This window comes from Ralstonia pickettii, from assembly GCF_030582395.1.
Taxonomy (GTDB): domain Bacteria; phylum Pseudomonadota; class Gammaproteobacteria; order Burkholderiales; family Burkholderiaceae; genus Ralstonia; species Ralstonia pickettii_D.
In genome coordinates this window covers 1,255,304-1,267,402 of the sequence record NZ_CP104382.1, presented here as the reverse complement: position 1 = coordinate 1,267,402, position 12,099 = coordinate 1,255,304, and the positions used below count along the sequence as shown (strand labels likewise).

Annotated in this window: 13 protein-coding genes; 6 read left to right on the top strand and 7 right to left on the bottom strand. The window is 62.9% G+C overall.

The features are described 5' to 3' along the window. The first annotated feature begins 2 nt into the window (after positions 1–2). Complete coding sequence (locus tag N5B55_RS22435) at positions 3–1,943, top strand: acyl-CoA synthetase (RefSeq protein ID WP_304540114.1); 1,941 nt, start codon at positions 3–5, stop codon at positions 1,941–1,943. A 152-nt stretch (positions 1,944–2,095) separates the two neighbouring features. After that, complete coding sequence (locus N5B55_RS22430; protein ID WP_304540113.1) at positions 2,096–2,821, top strand: OmpW/AlkL family protein; 726 nt, start codon at positions 2,096–2,098, stop codon at positions 2,819–2,821. Between the two features lie 166 nt (positions 2,822–2,987). Here N5B55_RS22430 and N5B55_RS22425 read toward each other — a convergent pair whose 3' ends face one another. Beyond that, a complete protein-coding gene (locus tag N5B55_RS22425) occupies positions 2,988–3,359 on the bottom strand; it encodes a hypothetical protein (protein ID WP_304540112.1) in 372 nt (123 codons plus the stop codon). 72 nt (positions 3,360–3,431) lie between these two features. Here N5B55_RS22425 and N5B55_RS22420 point away from each other — a divergent pair, with 72 nt between their 5' ends. Next, positions 3,432–3,635: a hypothetical protein gene (locus N5B55_RS22420; RefSeq protein WP_009277078.1), complete on the top strand. Its 204-nt coding sequence runs from the start codon at positions 3,432–3,434 to the stop codon at positions 3,633–3,635. A 70-nt stretch (positions 3,636–3,705) separates the two neighbouring features. On the opposite strand, the gene N5B55_RS22415 is transcribed toward N5B55_RS22420, so the two are convergent. The 3 genes from N5B55_RS22415 to N5B55_RS22405 all read right to left on the bottom strand — a co-directional run bounded on the left by N5B55_RS22415 (position 3,706) and on the right by N5B55_RS22405 (position 7,217). Further along, a complete protein-coding gene (locus N5B55_RS22415; RefSeq protein WP_304540111.1) occupies positions 3,706–6,375 on the bottom strand; it encodes a putative bifunctional diguanylate cyclase/phosphodiesterase in 2,670 nt (889 codons plus the stop codon). A gap of 138 nt (positions 6,376–6,513) precedes the next feature. Further along, complete coding sequence (locus N5B55_RS22410; protein WP_139111031.1) at positions 6,514–6,891, bottom strand: hypothetical protein; 378 nt, start codon at positions 6,889–6,891, stop codon at positions 6,514–6,516. A 47-nt stretch (positions 6,892–6,938) separates the two neighbouring features. Further along, on the bottom strand, positions 6,939–7,217 hold the full coding sequence (locus N5B55_RS22405; RefSeq protein ID WP_139111030.1) for a hypothetical protein: 279 nt from the start codon (positions 7,215–7,217) through the stop codon (positions 6,939–6,941). A 136-nt stretch (positions 7,218–7,353) separates the two neighbouring features. On the opposite strand from N5B55_RS22405, the gene N5B55_RS22400 reads away from it, so the two are divergent. The 3 genes from N5B55_RS22400 to N5B55_RS22390 all read left to right on the top strand — a co-directional run bounded on the left by N5B55_RS22400 (position 7,354) and on the right by N5B55_RS22390 (position 9,802). Continuing rightward, positions 7,354–7,644 carry an H-NS histone family protein gene (locus tag N5B55_RS22400; RefSeq protein ID WP_065858594.1) on the top strand — a complete coding sequence of 97 codons (291 nt, stop codon included), beginning with the start codon at positions 7,354–7,356 and terminating at the stop codon, positions 7,642–7,644. A 108-nt stretch (positions 7,645–7,752) separates the two neighbouring features. Continuing rightward, a complete protein-coding gene (locus N5B55_RS22395) occupies positions 7,753–8,481 on the top strand; it encodes a GntR family transcriptional regulator (protein WP_304540110.1) in 729 nt (242 codons plus the stop codon). A 259-nt stretch (positions 8,482–8,740) separates the two neighbouring features. Then, complete coding sequence (locus tag N5B55_RS22390; protein ID WP_065858590.1) at positions 8,741–9,802, top strand: porin; 1,062 nt, start codon at positions 8,741–8,743, stop codon at positions 9,800–9,802. Positions 9,803–9,926: 124 nt separating this feature from the next. On the opposite strand, the gene N5B55_RS22385 is transcribed toward N5B55_RS22390, so the two are convergent. The 3 genes from N5B55_RS22385 to flgM form a co-directional block, all read right to left on the bottom strand. Further along, entirely contained in the window at positions 9,927–10,649 is a 723-nt protein-coding gene (locus N5B55_RS22385; protein ID WP_081311307.1) for a LuxR C-terminal-related transcriptional regulator, read from the bottom strand. 459 nt (positions 10,650–11,108) lie between these two features. Next, a complete protein-coding gene (locus tag N5B55_RS22380) occupies positions 11,109–11,570 on the bottom strand; it encodes a flagella synthesis protein FlgN (protein ID WP_009240017.1) in 462 nt (153 codons plus the stop codon). Positions 11,571–11,691: 121 nt separating this feature from the next. Next, positions 11,692–12,012 (bottom strand): flagellar biosynthesis anti-sigma factor FlgM, encoded by a 321-nt coding sequence (gene flgM / locus N5B55_RS22375; RefSeq protein WP_009240016.1) that lies wholly within the window; start codon positions 12,010–12,012, stop codon positions 11,692–11,694. Between the last annotated feature and the right edge of the window lie 87 nt (positions 12,013–12,099).

Sequence of the window (12,099 nt, the reverse complement as noted above, 5' to 3'; positions counted from 1 at the left end):
CCATGTCCGGTTTTTCCAGCCTGCAAGACGTGGAAGCCGTGGAAGGGCAGGGTCTTCCGCCCGATCTTCCGCAGAGCACATACGAAATGATCCGTCGCGGCGCCAGCTTGAATCCGCAGGCGCCGGCATTGAGCTTCTTTCTGAGCGTCAATGACCACCGCACTCCGCAGACGTGGAGCTACGCGGCGCTTCTTGAGCGCGTCACGCAGACGGCCAATTTCTTCGACAGCATCGGTGTCAAGAAAGACAGCGTGATTGCGTTTGTGCTGCCCAACCTGCCGGAAACGCATTTCGTGATCTGGGGCGGTCAGGCGGCCGGCATCGTCGCGGCGTTCAATCCGCTGCTCGAAGGGCCCGCGCTGGCCGAGCTGCTCAATGCCGCCGGTGCGTCGGTGTTGGTCACGTTGGCACCGTTTCCCGGCACCGATACGTGGGTCAAGCTGCAGCCGCACTTGCCCGCCATCAAGAGCCTGCGGCACCTGGTGCTGGTGAACCTGGCCGACCGCGTGCATGGCGCGGCGCAATGTGCCGCGCAGATCCAAAGGAACGAAGCGCTGCGCTTGCTGGGCCCGCAGGGCGTGCATGGCGCCGTCCCGATGTCGGTGCGCATCCACGATTTCAACAGCGCCATCCAGGCGCAGCGTGCAGACGGCCTGAACAGCCGACGGCACATTGCTGCACACGATGCGTCGTCGTACTTCTGCACCGGCGGCACCACGGGCTTGCCGAAGATTGCGATGCGCACGCATGGCAATGAAGTCGCCAACGCATGGAGCACCGCACAGGTACTAGGCGACGGGATCGGCCCCGGCAAGGTGGTGTTTTGCGGCTTGCCGCTGTTCCACGTGAATGGCGTTCTGGTGACTGGGCTGCTGCCGTTTTCCAGGGGCGCGCATGTCGTGCTTGGCACGCCGCAAGGCTATCGCGGCGACGGCGTGATCCAGCGCTTCTGGGAGATCGTTGAGCACCACCGCGTGAACTTCTTCAGCGGCGTGCCGACGCTCTACGCTTCACTGCTGCAGGTGCCCGTTGGCGAGCGCGATGTGCGATCGCTCGAATACGGCCTCTGCGGCGCCGCGCCCATGCCGGTCGAAGTCTTTCGCCGCTTCCAGGAGCAGACTGGCATCAAGATTCTCGAAGGCTATGGTCTGACGGAAGCAACCTGCGTGAGCAGCGTCAACCCGCCGATGGGCGAGCGCCGTCTTGGCTCCATCGGCCTGCGCGTTCCTGCGCAGCAGATGAAGACCGTGGTGCTGGACGAGGGCGGCGCATACCTGCGTGATTGCGTTGTAGACGAGGTGGGCGTGTTGGTGGTGTCTGGCCCCAACGTGTTTTCGGGCTACCGCCAGGCCGCGCAGAACGAGGGGCTGTGGGTCGATACGGGCGATGGACGGCGGTGGCTCAATACCGGCGACCTGGCCCGGCAGGATGAACAGGGCTACTTCTGGCTTACCGGCCGCAAGAAGGAACTGATCATTCGCGGCGGCCACAACATTGATCCGCTCACCATCGAAGCGCCGCTGCATCGGCACCCCGCGGTGCAGATTGCCGCCGCGGTCGGGCGCCCGGATGTTCATGCAGGCGAACTACCCGTGGCATACGTGCAGCTGCGTGCCGGTGCGTCTGCCACGGAAGCCGATCTGCTGGCCCTCCTGAAGGCGGAAATTGCGGAGCGTGCAGCGCTGCCCCGGCAGGTCAACATCATTGAAACGATGCCGCTGACCGCCGTGGGCAAGATCTTCAAGCCCGCACTCAGACACCGGGAGACGCGTGAAGCCCTGTCCGCAGCACTCAAGGATGCGGGTATCGCCTTTGAGGCTCTGGAAGTGGCGGAAGACAAATCCAGAGGGCTTATGGCGACGGTCAGGCTCAACGCCTGCGCATCGATTGCCGCCGCGCGTGAAGTACTCGGCCGCTTTCCATTTCCCTTTTCCGTCAATTGATTGAAATGCCGGTGAAGCAGCGTCGTGGCTGATCCGGCTGAAGGAGGAACTCCTCGCCTGCGCACTGTCGCGTGAGCAGGCGAAGTGCCCCGCGCCGCATGGTGGCGCATTCCTGCAGTTGCAGTACCTACATTAGAAAAATCGGAGACAACATGAAGTACACACGCGCGGCAATGCTGTTGTCGATCGCGGCGACCTCGCTCGCTCATGCGCAATCGGCAGGGCAGTGGGTCGTCAATGCAGGCTGGATGCATCTCGCCCCTCAAGATTCCAGCCAACCGCTGACGGTGCATGCACTCGGTCAATCGGCCGAGGTGCCCGGCAGCGGGTCGACGCTGGCCAACGCCAATACCTTCGCGCTCACCACACGGTATTTCGTCACGGATCATGTGGCCCTGGAAACGGTGCTTGGCGTTCCGCCCAAGCTGCACCTGAGCGGAACCGGATCACTCGCACCGGTTGGTGAGTTGGGCACCGCCCGGGCATGGAGCCCGGCTGCGCAAGTGCAATACCACTTTGGTGAACCGAATGCGCGCGTGAGGCCGTACCTTGGCGTGGGGCTTGGCTATGTCTGGTATCGGGATATCGAGTTGAGCCGGCCGTTGGCAACCGGGCAGATTCTCGCCTCGCCAACCACGGGCTCCATGTTGGTCGGCTCGACCACGGCATCGCTCAGCAAATCGTTCGCCCCCATCGTCAATGCCGGCTTGACTTACAACCTCGACGCCCATTGGTCGATCGGCGCATCGGTGTCGTATATGTGGCTATCCACCAAGGCGACGCTGACGACGCAGGCGCCAGTGGGCACCGTAACAACGACGACCAAGGTGCGGATCAACCCGTTGGCGAGCTTTCTGTCGGTGGGGTATCGCTTCTGACTCGGCTGGATAGGAAAGGCGTGCGGCACGCGAGCCACACGCCTTCGATGATTGATCCGGAGGTGCGGAAGTGCGGGTGTGCCATGCCCTGTAAGGCTTTGCGGAACACGGTAGCTATCCGTATCCCCAACTGCTCCAGCGCTGTATCCGCAACTAATCGAACGCCTCAAGGCCGCGCTCCCGGGCGCCCCCACTTGTCCACAACAACGCGCACACCGCTTGCAAAACCCTCCGCAACCAGTTGATGGGAAAGGGTTTGTTGCACGATGTAACAGCTGTGCCCGATGTGGATAACTTTGCGCAGGCGCACCGGTTTTACGTGATCGGCATGTTTGCCAAAACCCGTCAAGCCCTTTTGTGACTTGGGTCTTGGGAGGCCGCGCAGGTTATGCACAGAACATGTGGATAAGTCTGTGGGAAACACCATCCGGGCCGCGTGGTGACGGCTTTTGGTCGGCGCTGCTTGCGAATGCGGCACGGCTTCGCAGACGTAGCCGACCTGCAAATTGCAACGATTGATTACAACTTGAAACAGCATGTCGCGCACCCGTTGACGAAACTCTCGGTACGCGATGGCTTGATCGCGACCGACGCATTCAAGGAGAAAAACATGGTTCGGGTACTGACGATTCTGCTGGCCGGTGCCACCTTGCTGACTGCAACCGGCTGTGCCGACATGACGGCACGCCAACGCAATACCGCCATTGGTGCCGGCGTGGGCGGGTTGGCCGGTGCTGCGTTGATTGGCGGCCCGGGTGCAACCCTGGGCGGTGCCGCACTGGGCGGCCTGGTGGGCAACGTATCGACGCGTTGATTTCAATTCGACCTGCGCGTCGAGCCCCAAAAAGAAACAGAGCCGAGGTCAAACCTTTGGGTCCGTTTTTTTATGCCTGTGCGCGGCTTCGGGTGCGGAGCAACTCTTCCAGGGCCGACACTTCCAGTGGGCGTCCGAAGAGAAATCCCTGCACTTCGTCGCACGCATGCGCGGTCAGGAAGGCGGTTTGCTCGGGCGTCTCCACACCTTCGGCCGTGACGGTCATGTTCAGCGCGCGCGCCATCGCAATGATCGTCTTGGTGAGCGCCACGCAGTCCGCCACCCCGGGCACGCCGCTGATGAACGAGCGATCGATCTTGATGTTGTGAATGGGCAAGCTGCGAAGATACGACAGCGACGAGAATCCGATGCCGAAATCATCGAGCGAGATGCGTACGCCCCGCGCGGCCAGGCTCATCAGCAGCCGTTGTGTCGATTGACGGTCGGCCAGTAGCACGCTTTCCGTCAATTCCAGCTCGAGCCGGCCCGGCGCCATGCCCGAGGCCTTGAGCGCCTCGTCAACGTCGCGCTCGATCACACCGGCATCGCATTGCCGCGCAGACACATTCACCGCCATGCGTCCCGCGAAGCCGAACTTGCGGGCCCATGCTTCGCCCTGCGCGCACGCCTGCATGAGCGCCCAGCGGCCGAGTTCGAGGATGTAGCCGGACTCCTCCGCCACGTCGATGAACTCGCTCGGTGACACGGCGCCCAACTCAGGGTCGGACCACCGCATCAGCGCTTCAACTGCCACCAGCTCGCCTGAATGCAGTGCGTACTTTGGCTGATACACCAGCCGCACCTGCCCGCGCCCCAGTGCCCGCCGCATGCGCTCGTTGAGTGTGAAGCGGCGCAGCATCTGCGTTTCCAGCGCACGCGAATAACGAGCGATGCGTGCGCGTCCGCTCTCCTTGGCGCGGTACATGGCGGCTTCGGCATGGCTGACGAGTGTGGCCGCATCGCCCCCGTCTTCCGGGTAGGCTGCCAGGCCGATGCTGGCCGACAGGTGCACTTCGCGCTCGCCGCCGGTAAAGGGGCTGGCGAGCGCGTCGAGCACCTGCTGCGCGAGCGTAGCGGCGGCGTTTGGATCATCGATGGCCACGCAGAACTGGTCGCCGCCCAGGCGGGCTAGCAGTGCACGCTGGCCCGCCTGCCCCCGGATGCGTTGCGCCGCCATGTTCAGCACCTGGTTGCCCATGTGGTGCCCGATCGCCTCGTTGACGGTCTTGAAGTGGTCAAGCCCGATATACAGGAGCGCCGATTCCCCGGTGGAGGGCAGTGCCAGCCGCGCATCCAGCCGCTCGATGAACGCGGCGCGATTGGGCAGTCCCGTGAGCGAATCCTTGGTTTCCAGCAGGCGCAGTTGCTCGTAGGCGGAGCGCTCGGCCGTGATGTCGGTAAAGATGACCAGCACCGCGTGCGGTGAGGCGCTGTCCGGCGAGAACATCGGCAGCACCGATTCGCGCAGCCACACGATCTGTCCATTGCCTGCAGGCACGCCCACGACGACGTTGCTGATGGCGCGCCCCGTGCGCGCGGCCAGCGTGGAGGGCCATGCGGCGCGCGGCAGGATGGCGCCGTCTTCGCCCAGCATCATGTCGCTCAGCGCCACACGCGGGCGGCCTTTCCATGAGGCGCCCGACATGCGCAGGATCTCTGCCGCGCTGCGGTTGTACGACAGCACGCGGCCATCGGTGGAGAGCGTCAGCACGCCTTCGCTCAGGTGGTTGACCACCAGCCGATACTGATCGCGCAGCTCGCGGGACTGGCGATATTCATTCTCCAGGCGCAGCAGCTTGACCAGGGCGGCGATGTAGCAGCCGCACTCCGCACGCAGCGTTGCGTCATCGGGCGGGTTGGGTGCTGGAAAGAAAAGGCACAGCAGATCGTCGGCGACGGCCATGCCGCCGTGCTGGGCCGGGATGCGGCACAGCCATGCCAGCTGCGCGGTGTCCACCATGGGGATGAGCGCTTCGCGCAGCGCGGCGGGCGCGTTGGCTTCGCGAACCAGTTCGATCGGGGCCAACTCATTGAGTAACGGCGCAATGCCGGCCAGTCCAATATCGACCTCGCCCTGGGCTGCGGACGACAGATTCGCCGCATGGCCGTCGTGCAGAGCCAACCGCGCGCGGGCGCGCTGTGTGCCATAGAGCCGCGCCCGGCCGGAAACGACACGCACCACCACGCACAAGGCCGCTGGCAAGGCGGCTTCGAGCGCGCGCAGCGCTGCATGCAGCCGCTCCCCAAGCGACGCGGCGGAAGGCAGCGTGGAAAGCAGATGGTCGAGATGCTCGTGCGGCAACGCGGCGCCGATGGCGTCTGCGCTCAGCACGCGCTCGCCGGCCTTGCCCGGGAGTTGCGCATCGAGCGGCAGCGGCAGCCCGTGTACGACGACCTGCTGCGCTGGCAAGCCGTCAAAACGGGTGGGTGTGACCGTCAGGCGGACACTGACGACCTCGCGGGAATTGCCGGCGCAGATGCCGGCGACGAGCTGCGCGTCCGGCGTGACTCCGGCGTGGGGCTGCGTTGGGTCGGCGTCTTGTTTGCTGGGGGGCTCCAGCCACGCGGGCAAGTCCTGGAAGAAGCGCGAGAAGGGCTCGCCCAGCAGTTGGTCGACCGAGAGCGCTCGCAGGATGCAAACGCCTGCAGCATTGGCAAAGACGATGCGGCCTTCGAGCACCACATAGAGCGGAACCGGAAGGCTTTGCGCTGACAACGGGTAGGAATTTTCGTCTTGCATCCCGCGCTCCAACCTGAGGTATTGCCCGTCCTCTGTCATTCAGCGTGGACTTCTGCGGCGGGCGATGAAAACGCGCCGCCTACAGGAAGTCGGGGCAGTGTCCTTCATGATGCGCAAAACTCGTGCGCGCCGCAAAGTCTAGTTTGTGGTCGATACAACACATTCTGGTTTCGTTTTGCCGGCCGCGCTGTCGTCGATTTGTGGCGGGGGTTTCAAAACGGTTTGCTCGCATGCAGATGTGGATGCGGATGCGGATGCGGGCGGGAGTGGGAATTCAGTATCCGGCCCATGACCACTTTCCCGCGCGGCGAAATGCTGATCCATCCAGCGATGCGTCAGCGTCAGCCCGATTGCACATATCAAAACGCATGTTCCCATTGTCAGGATCAAATATGCGCTGATCCGTTCGACCGAACGTTCCGGAAAGAAAAAAGTCGCGGCGGCGAATAAGGTGCCTGCCAGCACGCCAAACACCAAAAGCAGATAGTAAAAACGACGCGGCAAGGGCGAATTCATCGTTGTCTCATCCAACTGCAACCAAGGGTGTGCTGCTTTGAATCGTTTTACTGCCGGACCAAATCGGCATGCCGCAGCAGCTGCAATCGCGGTGCAATGGCATGCCGGCGCGCGGCGGCCTGCATATGAATTGATATTGCGTTTGCTGTACTGCTGCAGATTGCGGCTTGCGGCAAATAGCTGGAATTGCGGGACCCGGCGGCGCTTGCTATGGTGATGGCACCGAAATGCAGAGCGATACCGGCATGCGGCCTTGCATCATCGCGTACGCTAATCCGATGCGTCAATCCGGCTTTCCGGATGAAACTGAGCATCCGGTGTGCCATGAGTTGATTCCTGGCTTAGTGGAGCGGTTTGAGGGGTCCCGATCAAAAACGTTGAAATTTGATTTCAGTTATGAATACAATTGATCTAATATCTGATCCACACCAGACTTCACACCAGAATTTAACAGGAGCGCATATGGCGACATACAAGGAATTGATTGCACAAAAGGCCAAACTGGAAGAGCAGATCGAAACTGCGCGCGCCAAAGAGCTGGAAGCGGTTATCCAGCAAGTGCGTCAGACGGTTGCCGAATATGGCCTGACGGCTGAAGACCTGGGCTTGGCCCAGCGTCGCGGCCGCCGTGCCGGTGCCAAGGCCCCGGTGCCGCCCAAGTATCGCGACCCGAAGACCGGTGCGACGTGGTCCGGCCGCGGCCGTGCGCCGGCCTGGATCGGCAAGAACCGCGATAAATTCCTGATCGCCTGATTAGTCAGACCCTGCCTGGCGCGCGCAAGCGTGCATTGCAAATGGCCCACCTGTCCGGTGGGCCATTTGCATTGCTGCGCGCGATGATCGTTCCTGTATAACGACGGCATGACGCCCCGCCTGCCCAAATACCTCGAACTGGCCGACCGCATTCGGCTCGACATCCTGCACGGAGCGCTGCCGGCCGGCAGCATCGCGCCCAGCGAGAATGAAGTCGCTCAGCGCTACGGTGTATCCCGACTGACGGCGCGCCGGACGCTGAATGAGCTGGCGGCACGCGGGCTGCTCAAGCGGTCGCGCGGGCAGCGCAGCGTGGTGCTCGATCGCGTGGGGCCGCATCGGCCGGTGCTGTATGCACCGGGCCAGTCTGACGCCGCGCTGGAATATGTGCCAGGCGCCGTCTATACGGTCGGTGCATTTCGGCTGGAACCGGCCGACGACACCGTGGCTGCCGCACTCGACCTGTCGGTGGGCGCACCGGTGGCGTTTGTCGAGCGCCGAGCCCTGGTGGCAGGGCAGTCCATCATGCTGCTGCGTACCTGGCTGACGTCGCGGCTGGCGGCGATGCTGGAGGCGCGCGACTTTGAAGATCGCCTGTTCGTGCAGGTGTTTCAGCGCGCCAATCTGACAATCGCGCGCTCGCGCGAGGCACCGCTGGCTTGTGTGGCCGACGCCCACCAGGCTGCGCAGCTGGGTGTGGATGCAGGCGTGCCGCTGGTGCGCGTGCGCCGCATCGGCTACAGCGTGGCGGACACGCCGATCTCCCTCACGTACTGCGATTTTTCGCCCGAGCGCTACACGCGCGAAGTCGACATCCGGGTGCTTCAAAACGACTGAAAGCGCACTGCGCCAGACCGGTGCAGAAACGGCGCCACACACCCCGCGATGGGGACTTGTCCGCCTGGGGTATTCAAGCTAGTCTGCGCCCCTTCCGAGAAAACATACTCATTTGTGAAGCGGCGCTTTGCCGACAACGTATTGGCACGGCAGTTGCATTCACGGCGCCATCTCAGCGGCGACGGGTTGAGCCACCTGCCGCCTCAACGCTGATTCAGTCGATTCAACACAACGGAACCACACGAGGGAGAACTCAACAATGCAACTCAAGCGACGTTTTTCGCTGGCCGTGCTGGCTGCCGCCGCCGGTTTGACAGCAGGCGCAGCGCAGGCCCAATCGTCTGTGACGCTGTACGGCCAGGTGGATGCCTGGGCGGGCGCCACCAAGAACCTGGGCCAGGACCGCGCCTGGGGTGTCAATTCGGGCGGTATGTCGACGTCGTACTGGGGCCTGAAGGGCAGCGAAGATCTCGGCAACGGCCTGAAGGCGATCTTCACGCTGGAGGCGTTCTTCCGCCCCGATACGGGCAAGTCCGGCCGTTTTGACGGCGACCACTTCTTCGCACGTAATTCGTTTGTCGGCCTGCAGTCCAATAGCTGGGGCTCGATCAAGCTGGGCCGCAACACGCCGCCGTACTTCGTTTCGACGATCCTGTTCAACCCGTTCATCGATTCGTACACGTTCTCGCCGATGGTGTTCCACACCTACCTCGGCAATGGCCGTTCGGGCGCTGCGGGCATCTCGGGCCTTGTGGGGGATTCGGGCTGGGACAACTCGATCATGTATTCCACGCCGGACATGGGCGGCCTGACGGGCACCCTGATCTACGGCGCAGGCGAGCAAGCCGGCCACAACGGTCAGAACAAGTGGGGCGGCAGCCTGCTGTACTTCCGCGGCAATTTTGCAGCGACGGCGGCGTTCCAGCAGGTGCGCTACGACAACGCGCCGGGCGACCTGAACAGCCTGGTGGCTGGCTTCTCGCGCCAGACGGCGGGGCAGCTGGGCGCGACGTATGACTTTGGCGTGGTCAAGCTGTACGGCCAATACCAGTACATCAAGAACACGATCAGCACGGGCGACGCCAAGAGCAACGGCGGCCAGCTCGGCGTGTCGATCCCGGTTGGCCCCGGCAGCATCCTGGCCTCGTACGCGTACACGAAGACGTCGGGCGCCGCAGACGTGAAGCGCAACACCTGGGCAGTCGGTTACGACTATTCGCTGTCCAAGCGCACCGATGTGTATGCGGCGTATTTCCGCGACAAGGTTTCGGATCTGTCGACGGCCGACACCTTCGGCGTAGGCATCCGCGCAAAGTTCTAAGCTTTTCGCGATCTGCTTTCCTTGTCACCGCCCGCGTCTCGACAGCGTGGGCGGGCATTTGCGACGGCGTCCGGTTTCCGGGCGCCGTTTTTTGTCGTGCGGACAACCAGGGTAAGGGTGGGCGTCAGCCCGTGCGGGCCAGGCGCAGCGGCGGGGCGGGCGTCGAAGCGGTCTCCGCTCCGATGTTCGGCTGATTCAGCAGCATGGCGCCGCGCTGCGTGGCAACAAAGACGGCCTCGGTACGGCTGCGTACTTCCAGCCGACGATACAGCGCGTTGATATGCGCCTTTGTTGTCGCCTCGGAAATGCTCAGCATGCGGCTGATGGTTTTGACCGGATGCCCGCGTGAGAGCAGGACCAGAATCTCATATTGACGCTGTGTCAGGCCGAGCAAGGCGCAATCGTCATTACCATTTCCGCTGGAAGAACCTGCCGCATTGGCTTCAGGCCGTGTCAGCACAATCGATGCCGGCACATAACGGCCGCCCGCAAGCACCAATTCCAATGCTGCCGCAATCAATTTGCCGGAATAGCTTTTCAGCAGATATGCCGAAACATTCAATTGCATCAGCGTGCGCACATGCGCGGCGGAATCGGTTTCGCCGAGCACGGCAACGTGTCGGGGATGGGGCTGCTGCAACAGTCGCGAGAGGGCCGGCAGATCGTCGATGCCGGGCAAGGGCAGGCCGATCAGGGCCAATTCGGCGTCCGCATGCGCCGCAAGATTTTCAAAGAGGGCTTCGTCCGGCTCGACGCTGACCACCTCGGTAATGGCCGGCAGGGATTGCAACACATGGGTCGCGCCGGCACGCACCAAAGGGTGTGCCTCCACTACGATTGATTTCACTGCGCCGCCTGTCTGGTTATGGTTTGTTTGTCCATTTCCGGAATCAGCTTGTTGCCGCGTCTATATTTGAACCTGCGGTCCAAAATGAATGCGGCCGTGCCGATAGAAAATGCTTTTAGCGCGCGGTCTCGGTATATTTCCCCGTTCAACCGGCAGTCACCGCAGTGCGGTGCCGCCGGGCCGAAACCTTGGCACGCCATTAGGCGCAATTTCCTTCCGGTTTTTCTTGTTTATGTCGCCAGGCGCGGAGGATTAACTCCGCCGAAATCGCAGAATAAATCCCCAGCATGCTTGTTGCACCCATCAATGGGATGTAAACCTTTTTGTTTACCCCGATTGGTGGTGTGCTAGACCCCTCTATACATAGCAGGATCAGACGGCAGCAGCTAGCCCCACTTCACGCCCATTGACGTGGGCGTAAAGCGCGGCTTTTGTGCTCAAAAGATGGGTTCTGGTGGCTTATTGCGCGACCACCGAGAAGCGCGGCATCGACAGCGGCTGTTTGCCGTCACGGCCGTAGGGCGTGCCGCCGCCGTTGTTTGCGGCATGCAGGACAGACAGTGCGTTCTGCGTGGCGCGCAGGCGCAGGTCGATCAGGGTGCCGTTGTCGATGTTGCGCTGGCGCAGCAGGCGGGCCAAGGCCAGGTTCTCGTCGAACAGGCGGCTGGCGTTTTCGTCGGTGCGCAGGTATTTGACCAGCCCGTACGGATCGGCCCCGCCATGCTGGGCCCACCACAGGCGGCGGTCGCGGTCGGCCTCGCCCAGGGCGGCGAGCTGTTTTTGCTTGGTCTGGGTGATGCGTTCGAGCTCGACCATGTCGCCATCGCGCAACGCCTGCGCTTCAGCATCCAGGGTGAGCGTGGCGGCGCGCAGCAGTTCCTGCTCGTCGGCAAGGGTGCGGATCAGCAGTGTGTTGTCCATGTTGACTACCTTCGGCTTGGGAGCTTGGGCAGCCGCCGGCCGGCACACCGCCCCGCCGCGATCAGTCCGAATGGACCGGCGGCGTCAGAAAATACAGGGGACGGTCGACGGGAAACGCCCGTCAGACCTTCTTGGAGCGCGTAGAGAGCAGCGATTGCGCGTCGGAAAGCGCCGCATCGGCAATCTTGCCGGCGTCCATCTTCAGCGTGCCGTTCTGAATGGCACTGCGGATCTGCTCGACGCGCGCGGCGTCGAAGTCGCCGCTGCCCACTTGGCGCGAGACTTGTTGGACCGACAGCGACGGCGAATCGCCAGTGTGGCGCGTGGTGCCCGAAGCCGTCGTGGTGGCCGGGGACGAGCCGGTGGCGCGCGTCGACCCGGACGCAGCGTCCTTGGTCGGCGCAACGGCCGGCGTGTTGTTCACGATATGGTTGATTTTCACGGGTGTCTCCGAAGAGCGCGTTCATCCTAACACCCATATCGGCCAACCCCGGCCCAAACTTTAGCGGCAGGTATCGATTACGCATCA

Coding starts and splice junctions, on each gene's coding strand:
- N5B55_RS22415 (WP_304540111.1), bottom strand. CDS start 6,375: ATGCAAGACGAAAATTCCTACCCGTTGTCAGCGCAAAGCCTTCCGGTT.
- N5B55_RS22405 (WP_139111030.1), bottom strand. CDS start 7,217: ATGGCACACCGGATGCTCAGTTTCATCCGGAAAGCCGGATTGACGCAT.
- N5B55_RS22395 (WP_304540110.1), top strand. CDS start 7,753: ATGACGCCCCGCCTGCCCAAATACCTCGAACTGGCCGACCGCATTCGG.
- N5B55_RS22430 (WP_304540113.1), top strand. CDS start 2,096: ATGAAGTACACACGCGCGGCAATGCTGTTGTCGATCGCGGCGACCTCG.
- N5B55_RS22400 (WP_065858594.1), top strand. CDS start 7,354: ATGGCGACATACAAGGAATTGATTGCACAAAAGGCCAAACTGGAAGAG.
- N5B55_RS22380 (WP_009240017.1), bottom strand. CDS start 11,570: ATGGACAACACACTGCTGATCCGCACCCTTGCCGACGAGCAGGAACTG.
- N5B55_RS22420 (WP_009277078.1), top strand. CDS start 3,432: ATGGTTCGGGTACTGACGATTCTGCTGGCCGGTGCCACCTTGCTGACT.
- N5B55_RS22390 (WP_065858590.1), top strand. CDS start 8,741: ATGCAACTCAAGCGACGTTTTTCGCTGGCCGTGCTGGCTGCCGCCGCC.
- N5B55_RS22435 (WP_304540114.1), top strand. CDS start 3: ATGTCCGGTTTTTCCAGCCTGCAAGACGTGGAAGCCGTGGAAGGGCAG.
- N5B55_RS22410 (WP_139111031.1), bottom strand. CDS start 6,891: ATGAATTCGCCCTTGCCGCGTCGTTTTTACTATCTGCTTTTGGTGTTT.
- N5B55_RS22425 (WP_304540112.1), bottom strand. CDS start 3,359: ATGCTGTTTCAAGTTGTAATCAATCGTTGCAATTTGCAGGTCGGCTAC.